Source organism: Alkalihalobacillus sp. NPDC127517, from assembly GCF_050276055.1.
GTDB lineage: Bacteria > Bacillota > Bacilli > Bacillales > Bacillaceae_D > Alkalicoccobacillus.
This window is the reverse complement of sequence record NZ_JBNNQX010000001.1, coordinates 276124-298325: the sequence shown is the minus strand read 5'-3', so window position 1 is coordinate 298325 and position 22202 is coordinate 276124. Positions and strand designations below refer to the sequence as shown.

Below are 22202 nucleotides of genomic sequence, written 5' to 3'. Positions count from 1 at the left end.
AGAGAATATAAAAAAGGGAAGTGATACGATGCGTTATCCACTTATACACAAGAACGTAAAAGGCTTTATGCATGGTGGAGATTATAATCCGGATCAATGGCTGCATATGCCGGAGATCATCGAGGAAGATTATCGCCTGATGAAGCTTGCGAATACAAATACATTTTCATTAAACATTTTCGGTTGGAGTGCCATAGAGCGTTCAGAGGGAGAATTTGATTTTGGTTGGTTAGATGACATTATGGACCGATTAGGGGAGGAAGGAAGCCATGTCATTCTAGCGACACCAAGTGGCGCACGTCCAGCTTGGATGTCACAGACATATCCGGAGGTTCTTCGTGTTGAGAAAAACCGCGTTCGTAACTTGCACGGTTTGCGTCATAATCATTGCTTTACGTCTCCTGTTTACCGGGAAAAAGTCCGGATTATGAATGAAAAACTGGCTGAACGCTATGCGAGTCACCCGGCGCTTATCATGTGGCATATTTCTAATGAATACGGGGGCGAGTGTCATTGTGATTTATGTCAGGATGCCTTTCGTACATGGTTGAAAAAGAAATATAATAATGATCTGGAACAATTGAATCAGGCTTGGTGGACTGGGTTTTGGAGTCATCGGTTTAATGACTGGTCACAGGTTGAATCTCCAGCTCCACATGGCGAGAGTATGGTCCACGGCATGAATTTGGATTGGCGCCGATTTGTTAGCGATCAAACGATTGATTTCTTTAAACAAGAGATCGTACCATTGCGAGCAGTGGACGCAAGTATTCCTGTTACCACAAACTTTATGGGGAATTACCCACATATGAGACCGTTTCTTGGAATTGACTATAACAAGTTTGCGAGTGAGATGGATGTGGTCACATGGGATGCGTATCCACCTTGGCATATTGAAGGGCAAACAACAACAAAACTAGCTTCGGACGTGGGGTTTGTTCATGACCTTTACCGTTCATTAAAAGACGGGCAGCCATTTTTGATTATGGAAAATACACCGAGTCTTGTAAACTGGCACGATATTAATAAACGAAAAGAAGATGGTGTACATGCCTTATCTGCGATCCAGTCTGTCGCACACGGTGCGGATTCGATTCTTTACTTCCAGTGGAGACAGGGACGCGGGGCATCTGAGAAATTCCACGGTGCGGTTGTTGACCATTCAGGACATGAGCATACACGGGTTTTCCAAGAGGTTTCTAAGCTTGGAGCAGAACTCGATCAAATTAAACCAATTGCAGGAACAAGCATTAAGCCCGAAGTAGCTGTGATTTTTGACTGGGAGAACCACTGGGCGATTGACGACGCTCAGGCGTTGAATAATGTAAACAAAAAGTATTCGGAACAGTGTCAGGCTCATTACCATAGCTTTTGGAAGCAGGGCATTCCGACGGATATTATTACGATGGATAAAGACTTTTCAACGTATAAGGTGCTTGTCGGTCCAATGCTTTATATGATTAGGCCAGGTGTTGCAGAGCGAATTGAAGCCTTTGTGAGGGCAGGCGGAACATTCATCGCAACATATTGGAGTGGTATTGTTGATGAAAATGATTTATGCTTTTTAGGAGGGTTTCCAGGTCCGCTAAAGAATCTATTAGGAGTGTGGGCTGAGGAGATTGATAGTCTATACCCGAATCATGATATTGTTCTCAAAAACAATAGCCAAACCTATAAAGTGACGGATTATTGTGAGCGTATTCATGCAGTTGATGCCGACGTACTCGCTCGTTTTGAATCAGGTGGGTATGATCAAAGACCTGCTGTTACGGTTAATAAAGTTGAAAATGGAAGGGCTTACTACATTGCCTCATCAAATGAACAACGCTTCTATGATGATTTTTATCAGGAACTGGCAAAAGAATTATCTTTATATCGTGTGTTGAACACAGAGATTCCAGAAGGAGTAAGCGTTCAAAAGCGTACCGATGGACAGACGGACTATGTGTTTATCATGAACTTTACGGAACAACAGCAAACGCTACAACTACCACTAGAAGAGACCTATACAAATATGCTCACTGATAAGAACGAGCATAGCACTCTTATAGTAGAACCTTATCAATATACGATCTTAAAAAAATAGAAAAAAGGACATGCGGGAGTATTGATTTACTCCTGCATTCTTTGAATTGATGAGAGGATTGATTTCATTGTCTGAGAAGGAACGAGTAGTGAAAGAGTTCAGTGAGCACTTTGATGGAAAAAAACCTGAGCGTATTTTCTTCGCGCCAGGACGCGTAAACTTAATTGGTGAACATACAGATTATAATGGAGGGTTTGTGTTTCCAGCAGCTCTAACACAAGGAACCTATATGGCTGTTACACAACGTACAGACGGGATCTTTAAGCTTGTCAGTCGCAACATGGAGAACCAGGTTGAATTTAGTAACAGTGATCTCTCATACAATGAATCTCACAAGTGGGGGAACTACATAAAAGGAATTCTTCACGCGTTTCAAGAGAGAGGCTACTCATTAAAGGGAGCGAATCTTTACGTATCGGGAAATATCCCAAATGGGGCAGGTTTGTCTTCATCAGCTTCCCTTGAAATGGTCACAGCCTATATGGTGTCTGAGCTGACTGGAGCGGGATTGTCCCGTGTGGAGCTGGCTAAACTGAGTCAGCTTGTTGAGAATCAGTACATGGGTGTCAACAGTGGAATTATGGACCAGTTTGCCGTTGGACTTGGTGAAAAAGATCATGCACTCTTTATTGATACGGCTACCCTTACTTATGAAAAAGTTCCTCTTGTTTTAGGTGATTATAAGGTGGTTGTCACAAATACCAATAAACGCAGAGAGCTTGCGGACTCCAAATACAATGAACGACGCGCGCAGTGTGAGGAAGGTTTAAGACAACTGAGAGAGCTTGGCCTTCAGATTGAATCATTAAGTGAGTGTTCAGAAACGGAATGGCACGCGCATAAAGATAAGATAGATGATCCAATCATCCGCAATCGTGTTTCTCATGTCCTATCAGAAAATAAGCGAGTGAAAGAAGCAGTACGCGTGTTAAAGAACGGTGACCTTGAAACGTTTGGAATGTTAATGGATCAATCACACACTTCGCTTGCCGAAGATTATGAGGTGACAGGAAAGGAACTTGATACCTTAGTCCATGTCCAACAACAAGTACCCGGATGCATTGGGTCAAGAATGACAGGTGCTGGTTTTGGCGGATGTACAGTTAGTCTAGTGCACGAGGATTCACTTGTTGCCTTTTTCCAAGACGTTGCTTCGAAATACGAGGAAGAGATTGGCCTGTCTCCTGAGTTTTACGTTAGTGATGCAGGGGCAGGCGTACATGAACTTACGTGATCGAAAGCGAGAGGAGAGTTTGTCTTGACGATTCATCAATCAATCGAACGCTTACTGACATTTGCTACAGAGAAAAATCTTCTAGGCGTTGGTGACCGGGAATATGCAAAAAATCGATTACTTGAAGTATTAGAGTTAGATGAAGCGAAACCTGAAGACGTTGCTTTTTCCGATGAGTGGACAGTGGATGAGATCCTCGCACCAATAACAGAATGGGCGATTGAAAAGGGCTTACTGGAAGATTCGGTGATTCAACGTGACTTGTTTGATACAAAGCTTATGGGTTGTTTGACCCCGTGGCCGAGCGCGGTGACAGCCTCTTTTTATGAAACATACAACTCGAGTGGGCCAGCTGAAGCAACAGCGGCTTTCTATGAGCTTTCCAAAGATACAAACTACATTCGCATGGACCGTGTGGCATTAAACGAATCTTGGACGTCGGCTCAGCCGTATGGAGAGCTTGAGGTGACGATTAATCTGTCTAAGCCTGAGCTTGATCCTAAGGATATTGCTAAAAGTCGGACCCTTGCAGCGAGCTCCTATCCTGATGGATTGCTTCATAAAGAAAATGTAGGCTATGCGGGTCGCTTGAATCACCCGGCTAGGCAAAACCTTCGCCAGGTTCCCATTGAACTTGGAGGAGAATCGTGGCTGATGCAGTTTTCACCTTATGTGTACTATCATCAGCACGCCATTGTTCTTTCTGAAGAGAAACGCCCGATGCAAATCACGCAGCAGACGTTTGGGCGGTTGCTTGAATTTGTAGAGAAGTTTCCACATTATTTTATAGGTTCCAATGCAGACCTACCGATCGTAGGAGGATCGATCTTAACCCATGATCATTATCAAGCGGGGCAATACGAATTTCCGATGGCACGAGCGGAGGAGCTTGATACCTTTACGATGCCTTACTATCCTGAAGTAAGAGCGAGCCTCTTAAAATGGCCGTTGTCTGTGATTCGTTTACAAGCGAGTGACCGTCACCGTCTGGAAGTAGCGGGTGCATATATCCTCGATCAATGGCGGAAGTATACAGATCTTGAAGCTGAGATTGATCAAGAAACAGACGGGGAGCCGCATAACACGATTACTCCGATTGCACGGCGCAGGGGAGAAGATTATGAGCTAGATTTGGTTCTACGTAACAATCGGACGACCGAAGAGCATCCACTCGGTTTGTTCCATCCTCATGCGGAAGTGCATCCGATTAAAAAGGAGAACATTGGATTAATCGAAGTCATGGGGCTAGCGATCCTGCCAGGACGTCTGAAGCAAGAGCTATTGCAGCTAGCTGAGATGGTAGGGGCTGAACAAGTGGATGAAAAGCTTGCTGAGCATCCGGAGCTTTCAAAACATGCAGCTTGGTTTGGAGAACTTATGAACAGACAGCCTTCTGTTTCAAAGGAAGAAGCGTTACCTCTATTAAAAGAGGAAGTCGGACAGATCTTCTCTCAAGCGATGAGCCACTGCGGTGTCTTCAAGCAAGACGAAGCAGGAGTGAAAGCCTTTAAACGATTTATTGCGAGTTTAGATGAATAAGATAAAACGAAAAACTGCCACCTTTAGAGGATGGCAGTTTTTTTGATGCTTCGGCTTCGCTCCCGTGCCGAGCGGAACGCAATCCTTTGGAGGGCGCTGAACTAAACCGGCTGCGCCAGGTTCATTTCACCCCTGCCCTTTTCTCCCTTAGGAGTCGTCCGCTCGTCCCATCCGCTTGGTATGGCGCGACATACTCGTTTAGAGGTGTAGAGAAGGGATTGATCATGAGCTTCGGCGGACGCTACCTGGATGGGGGCACGCTTTCCATGGGCGGGCGCTGAACTAAACCGGCTACGCCAGGTTCATTTCACCTCTGCCCTTTCTTCCCATAGGAGTCGGCCCCCATCCCGTCCGCTTGGTTTTTGCGAATTATTTTTAATACATGAATAGAGTTTAAAAATTAACTTATCTAATGTAAGTCTCCAAAAAAGGGATAATCGAATACTTCTCTGAGCTGAACAATGTATGTGTTTGAAGTAACTTCGTTAGATAATTGATCATTACCTAAGGATTCAGCATCCTGTCTTCATACTAACATTGAATCTTTCCTATTTGATCAGGATTAGCATTCGTTTCCATTGATGTGAATCTCGCATCATTCATCGCAGTATTCAACAACATCTCTTTCGCTTAAGTCAGAAGTCACTTTGATATAAGCTACGACTGTAAGGAGTCCGTCAAATGGCTATGACCCTTTTTTCAAAGGATAAAAATTAATGCACTGATTAAGTGAGAAGAGGTTGTATTCTTAATGAGGTGTTTCACGCTTATTGAAGTGACGATAGGAATTGAATGAACGTAACAAATGAAATGAATAAAACGGATAAAAAGGCAGGGATACTCAAAATAATATAAACTCTCCGTACTTTCCTATGTGGTATGTAAGGAATAACAAATAATGCTGAAAGAGCTGAAAAAAAGTAAATTAGAGGTGAATCTATACTTGTTATAAATGAAACGGATAAGAAGAAAATGTAGGATCCTACACCATAAAAGATTGCGATCCAACGTAACCATTCAATAAACATCAGCTTCATTTTTACTTCAACATCTTCTACTTCTTCAATCTCATCGTTTTCCTCGTTCATCGATTTTCTCCCTTACAATGTAGTACCTATATCGTATTCGAGGGCGCTAAATATTTCAATAAAATCCAAGTAACTCAAGCTTATCTGATGTTGACATAACTAAAACTCATTAAATCTCAAAACAAAGTGGACGGGATGGGGAGGCCGACTCCTATGGGAGGAAAGGGCAAAGGAGAAATGAACTAGGCGAAGCCAGTTTAGTTCACCGCCCGCCCATGGAAAGCGTGCCCCCCATCCCGGTAGCGGCGGCCGAAGCGCAAACTCCGAGCATAGGTTCTTTTGCCGTTAGGTTTAATGCGCGTCACGCTTTTTTAAAGGAGTAGAGTAGTAGGGAATCCGGCGAACGTTACAGAGCTTGGTAAGTAAAAATCAACTAAGAGAAGACGGAATCAACGAAGAGAGTGAAGAATCAACAAAGAGAGGACGGAATCAACAAACAGAAGATGAAATCAACAATCTAGGTCCAAAATAAAGTTACCTTTTTAAATCTACTCCTCAAAACTCCTCCACCCTCAAAACAAAGCGGGCTCCCATCCAGATAGCGTCCGCCGAAGCTCCAAATAAACTGCTTTGTAATTATCCTTTTATTTCCTTGAAAGCACTTAAAAAGTAAATTGTGTTAGATTATCTGACAGTGTTTTTCCTGTAGGTTTCTGTAGGATTTGTTAGTCATCTCTGTAGGATGCCATTAAGTAACTTTTTGTCATTATAAAAGGTTTGGGGGGGAGAGTATTGATCTCTTTTAAGAATGTGAACAAGTACTATGGTGATTTTCACGTGTTAAAGGACGTGAACATTGAGATCGAAAAAGGAGAAGTTGTGGTTGTCCTTGGTCCATCCGGATCCGGTAAAAGTACCATGCTTCGTTGTATTAATCGTCTTGAATTAATTACTGACGGGCAGCTTAATGTGAATGGGTTTGCTCTTCATGATAAAAAAGTCAATATTAATAAAATGCGCCGTGATATCGGTATGGTGTTCCAGCACTTTAACTTATATCCTCATAAAAAGATAATTGAGAATATTACGTTAGCTCCTAAAAAAGTGTTGAAAAAAACCGATCAAGAAGCCAAACAAACGGCGATGCAGTATCTTGAGAAAGTAGGTATTCCTGAAAAAGCAGAAGCCTATCCTTCACAGCTATCAGGTGGACAGCAGCAGCGTGTAGCGATTGCACGTGGACTTGCGATGAAGCCTCAGGTCATGCTGTTTGACGAGCCTACATCGGCACTAGATCCAGAAATGATCGGAGAAGTACTTGAAGTCATGAAAACATTGGCTAAAGAAGGTATGACCATGGTTGTGGTCACACACGAAATGGGCTTTGCCAAAGAAGTAGCGGATCGCATCATTTTTATGGATGAAGGACGCGTTGTAGAAGAAGCAACTCCGGCTGAGTTTTTCTCGAATCCACGTGAAGAACGTTCACGCAATTTCCTCAGTCGTTTATTACATTAATCTTACACATTGAGAGGGGTAATGAATATGAAAAAGTGGTTGATCGGTTCAGTAGCAGGTGCAATGGTACTCGCGTTAGCAGCATGTGGTGGAAACTCAAGGGAAGCTTCAGAAGAGGGCGATAGCACACTAGCTAAGATTGAAGATCGTGACAAGTTTGTAGTCGGTGTAAAATTCGATACAAATCTGTTTGGTTTAAAGGATCCAGCTTCTGGTGAAGTAAATGGATTTGATATTGATATCGCTAAAGCCATTGCTGGAGATATTTTAGGGGACGAAGAAAAAATTGAATTTGTGGAAGTTACATCTAAAACACGTATCCCACTTTTAAATAACGGTAAAATTGATGCCATCGTCGCAACAATGACAATTTCAGAAGAGCGTGCAAAAGAGGTTAACTTCTCTGATGTGTACTTTGAAGCGGGTCAGTCATTACTTGTTGAAAAAGGCAGTGACATCCAAAGCATTGATGATGTAGACGGTGATACGACAGTTCTTGCGGTAAAAGGGGCAACATCTGGAGCAAACTTACTTGAGCTGAAGCCAGACGCGACGGTTCTTGAGCTAGAAAACTACCAGGAAGCATTCCTTGCACTGAAAGCAGGACAAGGTCAAGCGCTAACGACAGATAACTCCATCCTTTATGGTATGGCTGAACAGGATGATAACTATGAGGTTGTTGGTGGAACATTCACTGATGAGCCATACGGAATTGCAATTAAAAAAGGCGATGAAGAGTTCACAGAGAAAGTAAACGAAGTCCTAGCGGATCTTAAAGAGTCCGGCGAATATGACGCGATTTATGAAGAGTGGATTGGGGAGTCTCCTGAGGGCGAATAAGACTTTTGAACAAGGTGAGAGTGTGAAGCTCTTACCTTGTTTATCAAGCGGGAGGTTTAAGTCATGATTAATTTTTCAATTCTCATTAATTACTTTGATATGTTTTTAGAAGGGTTTAAGATTACTCTTTTTGCTAGCTTTTTAGCATTGATCGGGAGCTTTGTGCTTGGTGCCATTATCGCGATTTTTCGAATTGCTCCGTTTAAGCCATTAAACATTGTAGGTGCGATCTATGTTGAATTTATTCGGAACATCCCGCTTTTACTCATTGTCTTTGTATTCTACATGGGCTTTCGTTTAGGAGGGTTTCAGGCAGGGACACTTGGGTTAATTGTTTACACGGCAGCCTTTATTGCGGAGGCCATTCGTGCAGGGATTAAGTCAATTGCAAAAGGGCAAATGGAAGCAGCGCGTTCATCAGGCCTAAACTACCTACAAGCGATGTGGCATATTATTTTACCGCAGGCTGTAAAAATGGTCATCCCGCCACTTGGTAACCAAACGTTAAACCTTGTTAAAAACTCGTCGATCCTCGGTGTGGTTGGGGGATTAGATCTTATGTATTATGGCGATTTAATTAATAGCCAGACATTTGCAGCATTTAGCACATATATTTTTGTTGGTCTCTTTTACTTGGTGTTAACGATTCCGCTTAGTTTTGGCGTTCGTTACCTAGAAAAAAGAGTATCAAGAAGCTACTAGGAGGGGAATAAATGAATTTTGGTGAAGCATTAACAGCATCCAATCTTAGCTATTTATTCGAGGGCTTCCTTGTTACTCTTCAAGTAGCTGGACTAGCTATTGTCTTTAGCTTTATAACAGGAATTATACTAGCCGTGATTCGTTATGCGAAAATACCGGTACTATCACAAATTGTGGCGGTCTGGGTTGATACCATTCGTAACCTGCCATTACTATTAATCTTATTCTTTATTTATTTTGCTTTGCCTGAAGTGGGAATCGACATGAGTGTGATCACTGCTGCAGTTATTGGTTTAACCGTATTTGAAGGAGCATTAATTTCGGAGATTGTCCGAAGTGGATTAAACTCCATTGATAAGGGCCAAATTGAAGCAGCACGTTCATCTGGACTATCCTATACTCGTACCTTGTGGCATATCATATTACCGCAAGCGTTAAGACGGATGGTTCCGCCAACGGTCAGTCAGTTTATTGCTTTACTTAAGGATACGTCGCTTGCGGTTGTTATTACACTCCCGGAGCTTATGCACCACGCGAGAATTCTTTATGGTGGGCAATCAAACATCGTCATTGAAGTACTATTCATTGTAGCGATGATGTACTTTATCGTAAATTACACCTTGTCTTTAATTGCTCGCAGATTCGAAGCAAAATACGTATAAAAAAAGGAGCCAAAGCCTTAGCTTTGAGCTCCTTTCATTTTCTCCTGGGTTTCCCAGAAGAGCACCTGAATGAATTTCTTTACGTTTATTTTCACACGACTTTGTTCGGCTTCTTTCTCAAGCTCCTGCATCCGCATGCGTACATCCTGAAAGTCAAAAAACAGTGGGGCGTAATACTCAAATCTTGGATTAGCATAGTCTGTTAAACCAACGGACGCCATATTGGATAATGCGGTTGTAACCGTTCGGCGAATTCGCTGTTCAATTGCTTTGCTTTCACGAACTGGGTCCACATCTGGCTCGCGTTCTTTGGCGAGTAACGAATACAACGTTTTTAACGGAGGGAAGGTAGGCAGCTTTAATTCAACTAACAGTTCGATGGCACCAAGCAAATCCTGTGAACCACGCTCGCCAAGCAGCCCCATATCCATTAATAGATTCTGAGCTGTATCTCGGGCAGAGTGACTTTTTGTTGATGGAAGCATCATCGGCTGTACCTGTTCTAAATTCGCAAGAGATTGACGGATCTGGAGAAGGGAGCGATCAACGGTGAACTGCATATTAATCCGGTTTAAGACCGACTCAACCTCGATCATATTAATCGGTTTATGAATAAAGAATTCAACCCCCATTTTGTAGGCTTCTCCAACCATATCCTTGTTATCAATCTGTGAAATCATCACAAACTTTCCATTATATCCTCTTGCTTTAAGCTCAGAAATCATTCCAATTCCGTCTAGTTCAGGCATCAGTAAATCAATTAGAACCATATGTGGATTTGTGCTCAGCACCAGTTCAATTCCCTCGGATCCACCAGAGGAACTTCCTACAACTGTGCCGAGCATCGCATCCTCAATAATTTGTTCGATCATCCGTCTGGTTGCTTTATGATCGTCAATAATACAGTACGAAATCATGATGAGTCCTCCTGTTTTAATCGATAGGTTGGAAGAGTAAGAACAAATTGTGCTCCTCCCGTTATCGGTGAGGTCACATCAATGGTTCCTTCAAATGACGCAGCAACATGTTTGACGTGCGAGAGACCTATTCCTGTAGAGGCTTCGCCGTTCATGTGATACTTTGTTGTATAACCTGCCTCAAATACAAAGTCAACATCCTGCTCCTTTATGCCCTGTCCGTCATCTGTGACGGTGAAAATCGTTTGATCATCCGTTTCCGAAACTTGAATATATACGGTCCCTAATTCAGAAATGGCTTCCACTGCATTAGAGGTAAGATTATTTAACACACTAAGTAAGGCTAAGTGCTGGTCGGTTTTATAATCTGTTAATAAGTCCGTTGTAAACTCAATCTCTTTATTTAACCACGTGCTGTATGATTGGTTTCCGAGTACCACATAGTGAACAACCTCAGACAAATCTAACGTAGTAAAGATTTTATTGTTATCATGCAGTTTCATTAGACCTGATGTCACGCGTTGCGCATCCTTTTTAATCTCATGAATATTTTCAGAAACAAAGAGGGCTTCTCTGGCCGGTATTGGTAGATTAAGGTCTTGGAGCTTTTGATACAAGCGATAACTCTTACCAGTAATGGATTCAATATCATTCATCATCTTTTTCATGTAGAAGCTTTCTCCATATAAAGTGGAGCTTACAGCTAACGTTTGTTCAAAGCGCTTCTGCTGCTCGGCATGAACTGCGTTTAATTGCTGCATCTTCAACCCACCATATAGTCCCAGCACAAAGTACACACGAATGGCTGCTACAACAACCAAGGTTAACCACTCTGTTGCAAGTAATAGGTTCGTCTGAAGGAAGAAGAATCTAGCGTTTATCTCAGCGATATTCGAAAGTACATCTACTCCGATAACGAAGAGACCGAATAAGAGGAGTTTTTTATCAGGGAGCTTCTTTGGAAGAAAGAACATCCCCATCCCAAAAACAAGATAATAAAAGAAAGCTGAAAAATGAATGTTCCATGCATCAAAGAACATGGAAGGATCATTAATGAACAGGCTACTAGTGAGTGTGCGGAAAATAACAACAACAAGTCCTGTCACCAAGCCAGTCCAGATATAAGGCAAATAAGGAAATAATAAAAGAAGCAAAAAGAATGCACTACTTCCAAGTCCAAAGCGAAATTCCGTACCAAAAGGAGCAATGCGTAGCTCGCCACAGATCGCTGTTGCTGCTGCAACAAATAAGATTGTTAACCAATGTACATTCTTAAACATATGTCACCTACTAAATACTAAATGGTAAAAGAGCATTTATACAGTATATCAAAAGTACTGAGTTTTAATCCGATTATTTATTTTGACCCGAGTAGAGGTTATCTGTTTCTTTTGTTATTATAACTTGATATTCTTAATATGGTAAGCGCTTACTTTTTTTAAATGGACTGTTGAGGAGTGGACAACAATGCAAGAATTAATGAACCTACACCGTGAGTTTGAGGCGACCTATAATGGCCATGCGCCAGAACGAATCTTCTTTGCACCTGGTCGTGTCAACTTGCTTGGTGAACATACAGATTACAATGGAGGATTTGTCTTCCCGGCAGCTCTTGAGCTTGGTACATATATGGCCATTCGGCTTCGAACAGATGGTGAATTTTATTTAACGAGTACAAACGTTGCAGAAAAAGTTGAGTTTAGTGGCAAGGAACTCAATTATGACGAAGCACACGGATGGGGAAATTATATTAAAGGTGTACTCGCCGCATTTAAGGAAGAAGGATTTCAACTGCCTGGTGCAGAGATCTTAGTCAAAGGTACCATTCCGAACGGAGCCGGGCTCTCATCATCTGCTTCGCTCGAAATGGTGACAGCCTACGCGGTTTCAGAAATAACGGGTGCTCATTGGCCGAAGGTTGAACTCGCGAAAGTATGTCAGGCTGTAGAAAATCATTTTATAGGTGTTAAAAGTGGGCTTATGGATCAATTCGCTGTAGGAATGGGGAAAAAAGATCAAGCCATATTTCTAAATACAGCAAGTCTTACGTATGACCATGTGCCACTTGCACTTGGAACCTATCAGATGGTGATCACCAATACAAACAAACAGCGAACACTTGCTGATTCTGCTTATAATGAACGGCGGAGTGAATGCGAGGGAGCCCTGCGTGTTCTTCAGGATGGGGGAGTGATGCTTGAAACCTTGAGTGATCTGACCACTGCTTCTTGGAATGAGTGTAGGGACTTTCTGGAGGATCATGTGCTCAGTAAACGAGTGAACCATGTTGTCATGGAAAACCAACGAGTGGTGGATGCGATAGATGTATTACGTTTGGGTGACTTAGATGCCTTTGGTGAGCTGATGAACGCTTCCCATCAATCACTTGCATCTGATTATGAAGTCACTGGACTTGAGCTTGATACGCTTGTGCGTATTCAACAGAACACACCGGGCTGCATTGGATCTCGTATGACAGGTGCAGGCTTTGGTGGTTGTACTGTAAGCCTTGTGCACGAAAATCACGTAACAGACTTTCGTGACTTAGTGGAGAAGCAGTATAAGGATGAGATCGGCTACATCCCTGAATTTTATGTAAGTCGAGCTGGTCATGGGGTACGGGAATTATAATGTGTTCGCTACGGGTCATGCGGGTATAGTATACGTGGAGGTGTGTTTCAATGAAGAAACGTACTGAACTTGAAGACCCAAACAATCTTGCGGCATATCAGGATGAGTTCTCAGAGGAGACTTTCTGGATGAAGGTTAGGAAGTACGCAAAGAAGGTTGGCGCAGCGGGGATTTATACTGTGTTCTTACTTTACTACACGTTTAGAAAACCGGATCTTCCCTTAAAGGCGAGGTCTACGATTCTTGGTGCACTTGGTTACTTTATTATGCCAATTGATTTCATTCCAGATATGACTCCGATCATCGGATACACGGATGATATGGTGGCATTAACGGGTGCACTTCTTTTAGTGGCTGCCTATATAGATGATTCAACAAAGGCTCAGGCACGAGCGCGGGTGCAAAAACTGCTTGGTCAGGATGTTCAGGAAGAGATTCAGTTTGTTGATGACAAGGTTGATCAAAAGTCTACCACTTCCTCGTAAGCCAAACCGTTTGCTAGGATAAAAGAAAGAGGTGGAGGATAATTGGAACAAGTGATTATTCTTATATTAGCTATAATTGTAGTCGTACAGTGGATTGTGATAAGAAATCTTCGCGCGAGCCACGCTGGTCACTCTTCTCACGCTGTGTCTGAAGAGAAAGGGCAGGCGATATCAGGAGATGTGGATTTAAATGATCGGTTACGCCAACTGCTACGTGAGGGACAAAAGATTAAGGCCATCAAAGAACTACGAACCGTTCACCGGATTTCTTTAGCTGAGGCAAAGCAATACGTTGACCAACTGGAACGGAATGGATAGAAAACTAGGCATTCAAACGAATGTCGAGTTTTTTTGTGAACAAGGGTCATGGTTGAAGCCATAAAAGCATACTGAGATTAGTGGTTTTATTCATCCGTCAATGATCTTACCCACTAATCTTAGTATATTTTATTTATTAATTAACAGTAACATTAATATTATTAAACGAAATCAATTAAAAACATCATTACAAAGAGCATCCCGAAAATTAGGATACTCTTTGTAATGATTAATTGCTATCTTCTCTACCTTCTTCTTCAATAGAGCCGTTTTTGCCTTCTTCTAAACGTATGCTATCACCAAAAGGTTCGCCTTCATAGATCCCAGAGAGAATTATACCCTCCTGTGAATTAAAATAAAGATAGACATATGTTAGTTCAGGTTCATCTTCAAAAACAACATTAATATCAAAGTCTCCTCTACTAGTAAACCAATTGGCACTTATATCTTCAATATTTTCAAGTGATCCTCCATTTTCTACAATGTGATCTTCTACTTGATTCATACGTTCATACCTTAAAAATGGGTTACCATTATACAAATAATAAAGAAATCCTAAAATAGTAACAACTGCTAGACCAACTACTAGAGTGAGCATTATCTTATTTTTCCATATCATTTTCCGTATCCTCCTATAAAAACGTTTTAACATGTTAATTCCAGAGGAAGGGTGAGAGTGAAAGAAAAAAACAACAAAGGCGAATTATAAAAAAATTTTCCGTGAAAAAGAAGGTGGATTATTAAGTTATCTTCTTTTTATTGTGAATGAAGGGAGTTATTGGGTCAATATATCCAATAAGTTAATAGATTTAAACATAATCAAATTAACAAGAACATTAACATTAATAAAACGATTTATGTTAATAGATAACAAGTATTATCACTAGCTGTAAGCAAGTTATAAAAAAACAGAGGAATAGATCATGATGGATGTTAAAGATCAAGCGGAGGAAATAAGAAATGCTTTAAAGGCAGAGTATCCAGATACTAAGTTCTCGCTAACGACAAAGCGTGGCGGTTTGGATGAGCGATTTCAATTAAATGGATGGACCTATCGAGTATCGAATCGGTTGAGCAGATCACCTCGCATTACAGAAAAGTTGATAAATGTGAATTCGGTGGAGATATATTAGTAGGTGGAAACACGTGCGTAAGAACTACGCAGGAATTAAGCGAGGAATTCCGTTATAAAATCTATTCAACATTACCGAAAGGCCATCTATTTACATCTAAGAAAAGCCCATAGTGAATATAGAAAAATTGGAAGTGTAACGAAACGTATCAAAACTTAAAATACCAAGAAGGCTGGGACATAACTAGTTTCTAATCTTAGTTAGTTTTTTTTGTGAACAAGGGTCATGGTTGATACCATAAAAGCACCATATACATACCATGAAGGAGGTTGGTTGGGAGGGAGTGTTATAAAGGTTCTATGGATTGCAAAGGATACATCTACGTATCTTGATCGTAATTATTTTTATCTTGAACAGGAGCTTGCAAGGAAAGTGGATCTTGTTACATGGAGACAATCTGGTCATATTCGCCAAATACTTAAGAGTTTGGCGTGGAAGCCTGATTTTATCTTAATCGTTCAAGATATTGGTCCTCGTTTTGAGCCGATCATTCACGGGTTACACGAGGTAGATATTTCTTCAGCGGTTTTTATAAACGACGTTCACAGATTTACAGAGGAAAGACGATCGTTTTTAAAAAAGCATCGTCATACGTTTTTGTTTAGTGTGACAAGGGATGCCTGCATGAAGACATACCCTGAATACGCCAATCGAATACAGTGGTTTCCTCACTTTGTTGAGCCATCCGTCTTTTATGATCGACAGTTTAAAAAGGAGATAGGTATCCTTTTACTTGGCCAAATTAGCGACGTGTATCCATTCAGGCAACATGTAGAGAACGTTTTTCACGCGCATCCCGAATTTGTGACGTCCCCACATCCAGGTTACAAACATTTCTCGCGTGCAAGCTCTGCACTGGTTGGACATTTCTACGCGCAACAACTCAATCAATCTAAGATTTTCCTAACCTGTCCCTCGATCTATGCCTATCCAGTAAAAAAATATTTTGAAGCTCTAGCGTGTAATACGCTGTTAGTCGCTCCTGCCTTCACGGAGCTTGAGGACCTAGGATTTATACCGGGTTTTCATTTTGCCGAAGCATCAGAGGACACCGTTCAATCGGTTGTTGAGTATTATCTTACTCATGAGAAAGAGCGTCAAACGATCGCGAAAAACGGGCACGATTTTATCCGCCACACACACACGACCTCGATACGAGCCAATCAGCTTATACAAAAAATGAAAGAGATCCAAGCGCACATACCCTAACGAATTGGAGGAGGGTCACATGACAAAAGTATGTATCCTTGTTCATACGCACTCTTTTTTAGATACTCGTATTTTTCAGAAGGAAGCTAAGTCACTTAAGAAAAACGGCTATGATGTCGTCATGATTGTACCTCGGATTAAGGGAAAGCTTTTTAAAGTGAACAAAGAGCCCTTTGAATCAGAACGCTTAGAGAAACGCTTTACCTATGAAGGCATTGAAATTGTCACTTATGATTTTGAAACGTTTAAACCAACTGTGGAGCATATGCATGAGCAGATTAAGGACCCGGCCATGCTTTTTACCAACCCGCTTGTTGAACTGGGGTTAAAGGAAAAAGCAGATGTATATCACGCGCATGAGGTTGGTTCATTATTTGCAGGTGTAGGCATTAAACGGAAGCTCGCACACACTGGGGTATCGGTTCCACTTATCTTTGATAGTCATGACTTAATTCCTGATCCGTTTGATCAAAACCCTCGACTAGTAGCTATGGGGAAATTACTCGATGATTTGTTAAAGGAAATCGACCATCTTATTACCGTCTCACCTTCCATTAAAGCCTACTATATTACAAAACAACCGCTTCTTCCGATCGATATCCTATATAACTCTCCACCACTAAATACAGATTACAAACCAAAGGCAAAAAATGCTGAGAAGCTGACAGTTGGATATGAGGGTCACATTGCGGATAAGAAAAAAGGAAGCAGTGATAAAATTTTTGAAATGACAGCAAATGCCGCGAAGGAAATCGATGAATTTACATTTAAAATCATCGGTGGTGTACTGCATCATCAGACGCTCGACATCCCGGAAGAAGTCAAAGGCCAAATTCACTTAACTGGATGGGTTCCATTTGAACAGATCGCTTCCGAGATGACCGACATTGATATCGGCTGGATCGACTTTGAAGACTTGAACCATTCGTTAAATCGATCGTATGCCTTGCCCAATAAGTTCTTTAGCTATTTAAACAATGGCATTCCAGTCATTGTGAACAAGCTACATGACATGGAACAATTCATTCAAACACACCAATGCGGAATTGTCTTAAACAAGCAGCATGCAACGGGCGCTGATTATGCAGAGGCGGTTTTATACCTACATCATAATCGAGATCTGCTTGAGCAAATGAGCGCAAATGCACGGGCAGTTGTGGAAAAACTATATAGCTGGGAGCAGATGGAGAAACGAATGCTCCAGATCTACCAAACGCTTTTGTCGAAGAAGTCTCCGAGCTTTTATCTTTAATTGAAAAAGGGTTCCGCTCCAGTGGGAACTCCGCACACGTGGGGTACGGCCTCAGCCTCTTACGCAGAAAACCACTGCTACAGAGTCTTCACCACGCACTGTTTCCATTGGAGTCTACGTTCCCACTTTCGCTAGAGTAGATGGATAAAAGAAGAGCCTGGGACAAAACTAAAAATCAATGAAAAATGGCGAATGATTCTACAATCGAATCATTCGCCATTCGTGTTTTGTTTTGAACAAGCGGAGGGAGACCCCGAGACTCCTATGGAACAGAACGCGGTGAAGACACTGTAGCGACGCTTTTCCCGCGGAGGGGGCTGAGGCCGTTCCCGTGGAAAGCGAGGGATTCTCCTGCAGCGGATTATTTGCTATGTTCGTGTTTTACTCGCTACATGAATGTTATGTCAACGCCTCTATTTTTCGTTATTGAATTATTTTAAATGCTTCTTAATCAGCTCACACATCTGCTTGGCTGATTGCCCGTCCCCGAAAAGTGGTGGGTGAGCGGTAGGAATTGTCACTTGCTTCACTGCTTGAATCATCGCTTGTTCATCGCTTGCATCAACTAGCTGATTCCAGCCCGTTCGAACAGTATCTGTCCATTCTGTTTCATCTCGTAATGTCACACACGGGACTTTAAGCATATACGCCTCTTTTTGAATCCCGCCTGAATCCGTTAAAATCGCTTTAGCCTGACTCATAAGCGAGAGCATATCAAAATAATGTAAGGGATTAATGAGGTGTATATTTTTTGCTTTAGCTAGTTTGAGCTCAGTTAGCATTTTTTTCGTTCTTGGGTGAAGAGGTAAAATCACAGGAAGGTCTAACTTGGCAAAAGCATTCATAATGGCTGTAAGTTTTTCTGGTGAGTCAGTATTTTCTGCGCGATGAATGGTGGCAGCATAATACTTCTTCGGTATAAGTCCGTGTTTAAGTAAAATAGTTGATTGTTTAATAGCTTCATACCTATGGTGAAGAACCGCATCATACATGATGTCGCCAGTGGTATAGACGCCTTTTTGAATGCCTTCTTTTGCAAGCTGATCAGCGGCTTCCTGTGATGGGCAAAAGAGTAATGTGGAGAGATGATCGGTTAGAAGCCGATTGATCTCCTCAGGCATACGCCTGTTAAAGCTCCTAAGTCCAGCTTCTACATGGATGATGGGAATATGTTGCTTTGAAGCAGCAAGACTTGCGGCGAGTGTGGAATTTGTATCGCCATAAACGAGTACCGCATCAGGTTTTTCTTTTAGTAGAATGGCTTCAATCTTAACAAGCATGGCTCCGGTTTGCTCTGCGTGTGTTCCAGACCCAACACCAAGATGGTAATGTGGTTTCTGCATCTGAAGCTGATCAAAAAAGATATCAGACATGTTGGCATCATAATGCTGGCCCGTATGAACCACAATCTCATTCAGATCAGGATCATTCTGAAAACAAAGCGATAGCATACATGCTTTAACAAACTGGGGGCGTGCCCCAATGACAGTGAGTATGTTCATAAGTTCCTCCTATCGAACGCACCAATTTGCTCTATTTATCATTCGATACTAAATAATATGTATCTAGCTTGTTCATGCCACGACGTTTGCTCGGGGTCTTGGGTAGGAAGTTAGAGGAGGATGGTTGCACGTGAGAGGAAAGGTTTGTTTTCTTGTTTCAGAACATCCATTTTTGGATGCAAGAATTTTTTACAAAGAGGCAAAAAGCCTGATGCGAAATGGGTTTGAGGTTACGTTAATTGTGCCAAGAAAGCAGGGTTTTTTGTTTGAACCAAGTGGACAACTGATAAAGGATGCGTTTTTAGAGTCGTCTTTTATGTATGACGGAATTCGGTTTGTCACCTATGAACAGGAGAGGTCTACAAAACCAATAGCCCATCAGCTCCATTACCTTCAAGCGGGTCAGGTTGATCCGTTTCCTTCCAAGTTAAGAGAGCTTGGAGAGAAGGAATGTGCTGATGTCTACCACGCGCACGAACGTAGCTCATGCTATGAGGCTATTATGATTAAGCGAAAGCTGAACGAAAAAGCAAGGCGTTGCCGAATTATTTATGATAGCCATGAGCTGGATTTGGACCCGCGAGATCGCTCCCTCAGCCGACTGAGACAACAGCAGCTTACGCAATTTTTAAAAGAAATGTATGAGACTGTTGATGCGGTGATTACTGTTTCAACGATGATTGAATCAGACATTCAACGATTATGTTCAAATGTTCGGACGCTCGTTTTGTATAATTCGCCATTTCTTTCTCCTTGGCAGAAAAGGGAGTGGACTGGGGCACCACTCGTATTAGGCTATGTTGGTGCAATGCATCGGCAGAAGGGGAGTATGGAAAAGCTTTATGAGATTCATCAGTTAACACGTGAGTGGAATCTTCATATTAAAGTCATCGGTGGTCCACCCGGTCAAATGGATTCAGAGCGAATGAGCTGGAGTGGCTGGGTACCGTTCGATGAGCTTCCATCTATGCTTGATACGGTTGATGTCGGGTGGATTGATGTGGATGTGTCTACATCACTTAATCGTGAGTATTCGTTACCTAACAAGCTGTTCAGCTATCTTGAACGTGGCATCCCACCTATTGTGAATCACTGTGTGCAGATGAAGCAGTTTCTTCAGGCGCACGACTGTGGGTTTGTTGTGGATGCAAAAGAAGCAAGCGCAGCAGAGTATGCTGCATTGCTTAAAAGGCTCAATGAGAATCGTAGGCTACTCCAAAGAATAGGGGAAAATGGCAGACGGGTAATGGAAACGCAATATAGCTGGGCGCACATGGAAAGCCACTTAGTCTCGTTGTACCAATCACTTCTACCTTAATTGAGACCTTTTAAATATTTTAAGAAACCATTCCACTTGGCATGGTTTTTTTGCGTGATGCTGTCTAAGTGGTTCCGGACATTGTAGAACGTCTGGTCCACGTAATGAAAAGGACCTTCCTCAAGCAGCTTATACATAACGGCAACATCCTCATATAGTCTTCCATCCGCGTATGTGAGCTCAGGAAAGCCACCAACCTTCTTTAGTGAAGAGGAGCGATATAACCGAGGGCCAAGCGGATGTCGATAGGCTAATAGCTCTTGCTTTGATCCAAGCTGTTGTCCCTTGGCAATATCCTTGTACTGTAGCTGATGGTCGGAGCTATTCCATCTTCTGAAATTTCCATAGAGAAGAGGTGAGTTCTCAGGCCAGGTTACTAGGCTCTCGTTTATTTTTGTGAATGCATCAGGATCCAGCCAATCGTCAGGATCAAGCTCTAAGATGAACGGAGTACAAATTTGAAGCAATCCGGCATTTAAGGCACGAGCCTTGCCACCGTTTTGTTTTAAAAAATGAATGTGAAGACTCGGGTGGTTCCATTCCTCAAGGTGCATCCTTGAGGAATCCGTCGACGCATCATCAATAACGATGATTTGCTCTGGAACAAATCTCCCTACCAAACATGAAGCAATGGCTGTATCCACTGTATCGCCATGATTGTAATGAGCGATCAGCACAGTCACTGGACAGGTTAGCTGTTCTTTCGGCCGTTCGTATGTTATCGCAAACTCCTGCTTTACACGCTCTGTGATGGGCATTCTTCCTTGAGATGAATTCTTTAACGGCTGAAAAGGCATGTCCTTTGGTAAATGGTTCAGCCAATAGGCAAGAAATGCTTCTTTAAACGGAATATAACGAGTCTCAGGAAAAGGGGAGCGAGTCCATGCTTGCTGTGAGAGCCAGACTTGTTCTGTGTTCCCGCGGACCATAACAGCTGAGTTTTCATCGTTTGAAGCATGCGCACCTGAGAAAAGGACTAAAGCCGAATGCGTTTCATGTTGAGATTGAAGAAGCTTATTCAGTTGTTGTCCAAGGTCTTCCGGCTTCACTTCTAAAAGGTGAATGTCGTGTGGAAGAGAGGGTACTTTTTCGAATGAAGTATGTACAAGCCAAATAGACAATGTCTGAATTGGTAAGGCGCGAATCGAAGCGATTGTTGTGAACACCGTATGAAAGGGAGGACGGTAAATAATCAGTATCAGCAGATGATCCAAAGTAAAGCCCTCCTTTTTGTAAGCAGGCAAGCATGGAATTTTGGAACCACAAGGACAATGAAACAAGCAATTTCTCTTCTTTTACATTTACTAAAGAAGATTGTGAAAGGAGGGAGAACATGTTTTTAATCCGTATGTGGTTCTTGCTTAAAACATTCTTCATCATCCTGCTTTGGCCATCGTCCATTGACAAAACGACCACTAGAAAAAGGTTATTGACCTTACTTGTTGGTGCAGATGTTGAAGTGCTTACAACGTTTGGGTATGTTTCTGGTCGTGTTGTGAGTGTGAAAAAGGATTATGTCGTTCTGATGGATTCGTTGGATACAGAAATTATTGTTCGGATCGCTAAGGTCGAATCGATTCGTACGTAATCGATCGAGAGGAGGTTAACTCAGTGTATAAGCCGTATTTTTATCAAGAACTTGCTAACAGACTTGATTCTCGTGTCGAGATTGCAACAGATACAAACTTTATCGTCGGTTTTATCGTGCGAGTCACACCTGAACTTGTGGTGATTAACGTGACGGATGGCTATGACACAGGGTCAGATCAATACGTGTTTATAGATGCCATTAATTATGTACGATTCCCGTAAAAATATGTAATTTTTA

General features: G+C 42.1%; 22 protein-coding genes. 16 read left to right on the top strand and 6 right to left on the bottom strand.

Going from position 1 to position 22202, the window contains the following annotated elements; genetic code table 11:
- Nucleotides 1-28: 28 nt before the first annotated feature.
- Genes ACQKKO_RS01360 through ACQKKO_RS01350 form a run of 3 tightly spaced genes read left to right on the top strand, consistent with a single transcriptional unit; the run spans nucleotide 29 to nucleotide 4859 of the window.
- On the top strand, nucleotides 29-2086 hold the full coding sequence (locus ACQKKO_RS01360) for a beta-galactosidase (RefSeq protein ID WP_498643568.1): 2058 nt from the start codon (nucleotides 29-31) through the stop codon (nucleotides 2084-2086).
- 49 nt (nucleotides 2087-2135) lie between these two features.
- Nucleotides 2136-3320 carry a galactokinase gene (locus ACQKKO_RS01355; protein WP_498643566.1) on the top strand — a complete coding sequence of 395 codons (1185 nt, stop codon included), beginning with the start codon at nucleotides 2136-2138 and terminating at the stop codon, nucleotides 3318-3320.
- Between the two features lie 24 nt (nucleotides 3321-3344).
- Entirely contained in the window at nucleotides 3345-4859 is a 1515-nt protein-coding gene (locus ACQKKO_RS01350) for a UDP-glucose--hexose-1-phosphate uridylyltransferase (protein ID WP_498643564.1), read from the top strand.
- Nucleotides 4860-5626: 767 nt separating this feature from the next.
- Here the strand turns inward: ACQKKO_RS01350 and ACQKKO_RS01345 are convergent.
- The gene (locus tag ACQKKO_RS01345) at nucleotides 5627-5947 is read right to left on the bottom strand and encodes a hypothetical protein (RefSeq protein ID WP_498643562.1); all 321 of its coding nucleotides are present in this window, start codon (nucleotides 5945-5947) and stop codon (nucleotides 5627-5629) included.
- 732 nt (nucleotides 5948-6679) lie between these two features.
- Here ACQKKO_RS01345 and ACQKKO_RS01340 point away from each other — a divergent pair.
- From ACQKKO_RS01340 to ACQKKO_RS01325, 4 genes are all read left to right on the top strand, one after another.
- Entirely contained in the window at nucleotides 6680-7405 is a 726-nt protein-coding gene (locus tag ACQKKO_RS01340) for an amino acid ABC transporter ATP-binding protein (RefSeq protein ID WP_498643560.1), read from the top strand.
- A 27-nt stretch (nucleotides 7406-7432) separates the two neighbouring features.
- A complete protein-coding gene (locus ACQKKO_RS01335; protein WP_498643558.1) occupies nucleotides 7433-8245 on the top strand; it encodes a transporter substrate-binding domain-containing protein in 813 nt (270 codons plus the stop codon).
- Nucleotides 8246-8308: 63 nt separating this feature from the next.
- A complete protein-coding gene (locus tag ACQKKO_RS01330) occupies nucleotides 8309-8947 on the top strand; it encodes an amino acid ABC transporter permease (protein WP_498643556.1) in 639 nt (212 codons plus the stop codon).
- A gap of 11 nt (nucleotides 8948-8958) precedes the next feature.
- Nucleotides 8959-9609: an amino acid ABC transporter permease gene (locus ACQKKO_RS01325; protein WP_498643554.1), complete on the top strand. Its 651-nt coding sequence runs from the start codon at nucleotides 8959-8961 to the stop codon at nucleotides 9607-9609.
- Between the two features lie 17 nt (nucleotides 9610-9626).
- Here ACQKKO_RS01325 and ACQKKO_RS01320 read toward each other — a convergent pair whose 3' ends face one another.
- Both ACQKKO_RS01320 and ACQKKO_RS01315 read right to left on the bottom strand, forming a co-directional pair.
- Nucleotides 9627-10526, bottom strand: coding sequence for a response regulator (locus tag ACQKKO_RS01320; protein WP_498643552.1), 900 nt, complete (start codon nucleotides 10524-10526; stop codon nucleotides 9627-9629).
- On the bottom strand, nucleotides 10523-11806 hold the full coding sequence (locus ACQKKO_RS01315) for a sensor histidine kinase (RefSeq protein WP_498643550.1): 1284 nt from the start codon (nucleotides 11804-11806) through the stop codon (nucleotides 10523-10525). The genes ACQKKO_RS01320 and ACQKKO_RS01315 overlap by 4 nt, the downstream gene beginning before the upstream one ends.
- Nucleotides 11807-11993: 187 nt before the next feature.
- Here ACQKKO_RS01315 and ACQKKO_RS01310 point away from each other — a divergent pair, with 187 nt between their 5' ends.
- From ACQKKO_RS01310 to ACQKKO_RS01300, 3 genes are read left to right on the top strand one after another with little or no spacing between them, the layout of a single operon-like run.
- Nucleotides 11994-13157, top strand: coding sequence for a galactokinase (locus tag ACQKKO_RS01310; protein WP_498643548.1), 1164 nt, complete (start codon nucleotides 11994-11996; stop codon nucleotides 13155-13157).
- Nucleotides 13158-13207: 50 nt separating this feature from the next.
- On the top strand, nucleotides 13208-13642 hold the full coding sequence (locus tag ACQKKO_RS01305) for a YkvA family protein (RefSeq protein WP_498643546.1): 435 nt from the start codon (nucleotides 13208-13210) through the stop codon (nucleotides 13640-13642).
- Nucleotides 13643-13693: 51 nt separating this feature from the next.
- Entirely contained in the window at nucleotides 13694-13960 is a 267-nt protein-coding gene (locus tag ACQKKO_RS01300; RefSeq protein WP_498643781.1) for a hypothetical protein, read from the top strand.
- Between the two features lie 229 nt (nucleotides 13961-14189).
- On the opposite strand, the gene ACQKKO_RS01295 is transcribed toward ACQKKO_RS01300, so the two are convergent.
- Complete coding sequence (locus tag ACQKKO_RS01295) at nucleotides 14190-14579, bottom strand: DUF3139 domain-containing protein (protein ID WP_498643544.1); 390 nt, start codon at nucleotides 14577-14579, stop codon at nucleotides 14190-14192.
- 304 nt (nucleotides 14580-14883) lie between these two features.
- Here ACQKKO_RS01295 and ACQKKO_RS01290 point away from each other — a divergent pair, with 304 nt between their 5' ends.
- The 3 genes from ACQKKO_RS01290 to ACQKKO_RS01280 all read left to right on the top strand — a co-directional run bounded on the left by ACQKKO_RS01290 (nucleotide 14884) and on the right by ACQKKO_RS01280 (nucleotide 17554).
- Complete coding sequence (locus ACQKKO_RS01290; RefSeq protein WP_498643542.1) at nucleotides 14884-15093, top strand: LPD29 domain-containing protein; 210 nt, start codon at nucleotides 14884-14886, stop codon at nucleotides 15091-15093.
- 273 nt (nucleotides 15094-15366) lie between these two features.
- Nucleotides 15367-16302 (top strand): glycosyltransferase family protein, encoded by a 936-nt coding sequence (locus tag ACQKKO_RS01285; protein ID WP_498643540.1) that lies wholly within the window; start codon nucleotides 15367-15369, stop codon nucleotides 16300-16302.
- Nucleotides 16303-16321: 19 nt separating this feature from the next.
- Entirely contained in the window at nucleotides 16322-17554 is a 1233-nt protein-coding gene (locus ACQKKO_RS01280) for a glycosyltransferase (protein WP_498643538.1), read from the top strand.
- Between the two features lie 431 nt (nucleotides 17555-17985).
- Here the strand turns inward: ACQKKO_RS01280 and wecB are convergent, their stop codons facing one another.
- The gene (gene wecB, locus ACQKKO_RS01275) at nucleotides 17986-19056 is read right to left on the bottom strand and encodes a non-hydrolyzing UDP-N-acetylglucosamine 2-epimerase (RefSeq protein ID WP_498643536.1); all 1071 of its coding nucleotides are present in this window, start codon (nucleotides 19054-19056) and stop codon (nucleotides 17986-17988) included.
- Between the two features lie 130 nt (nucleotides 19057-19186).
- Here wecB and ACQKKO_RS01270 point away from each other — a divergent pair, with 130 nt between their 5' ends.
- A complete protein-coding gene (locus ACQKKO_RS01270) occupies nucleotides 19187-20374 on the top strand; it encodes a glycosyltransferase (protein ID WP_498643534.1) in 1188 nt (395 codons plus the stop codon).
- On the opposite strand, the gene ACQKKO_RS01265 is transcribed toward ACQKKO_RS01270, so the two are convergent.
- Nucleotides 20371-21588, bottom strand: coding sequence for a glycosyltransferase family 2 protein (locus ACQKKO_RS01265; RefSeq protein WP_498643532.1), 1218 nt, complete (start codon nucleotides 21586-21588; stop codon nucleotides 20371-20373). The genes ACQKKO_RS01270 and ACQKKO_RS01265 overlap by 4 nt on opposite strands.
- A gap of 119 nt (nucleotides 21589-21707) precedes the next feature.
- Between ACQKKO_RS01265 and ACQKKO_RS01260 the strand changes: the two genes are divergently transcribed.
- Nucleotides 21708-21962, top strand: coding sequence for a DUF2642 domain-containing protein (locus ACQKKO_RS01260; protein WP_498643530.1), 255 nt, complete (start codon nucleotides 21708-21710; stop codon nucleotides 21960-21962).
- Nucleotides 21963-21985: 23 nt separating this feature from the next.
- Nucleotides 21986-22186, top strand: coding sequence for a DUF2642 domain-containing protein (locus tag ACQKKO_RS01255; protein ID WP_498643529.1), 201 nt, complete (start codon nucleotides 21986-21988; stop codon nucleotides 22184-22186).
- Nucleotides 22187-22202: the final 16 nt, after the last annotated feature.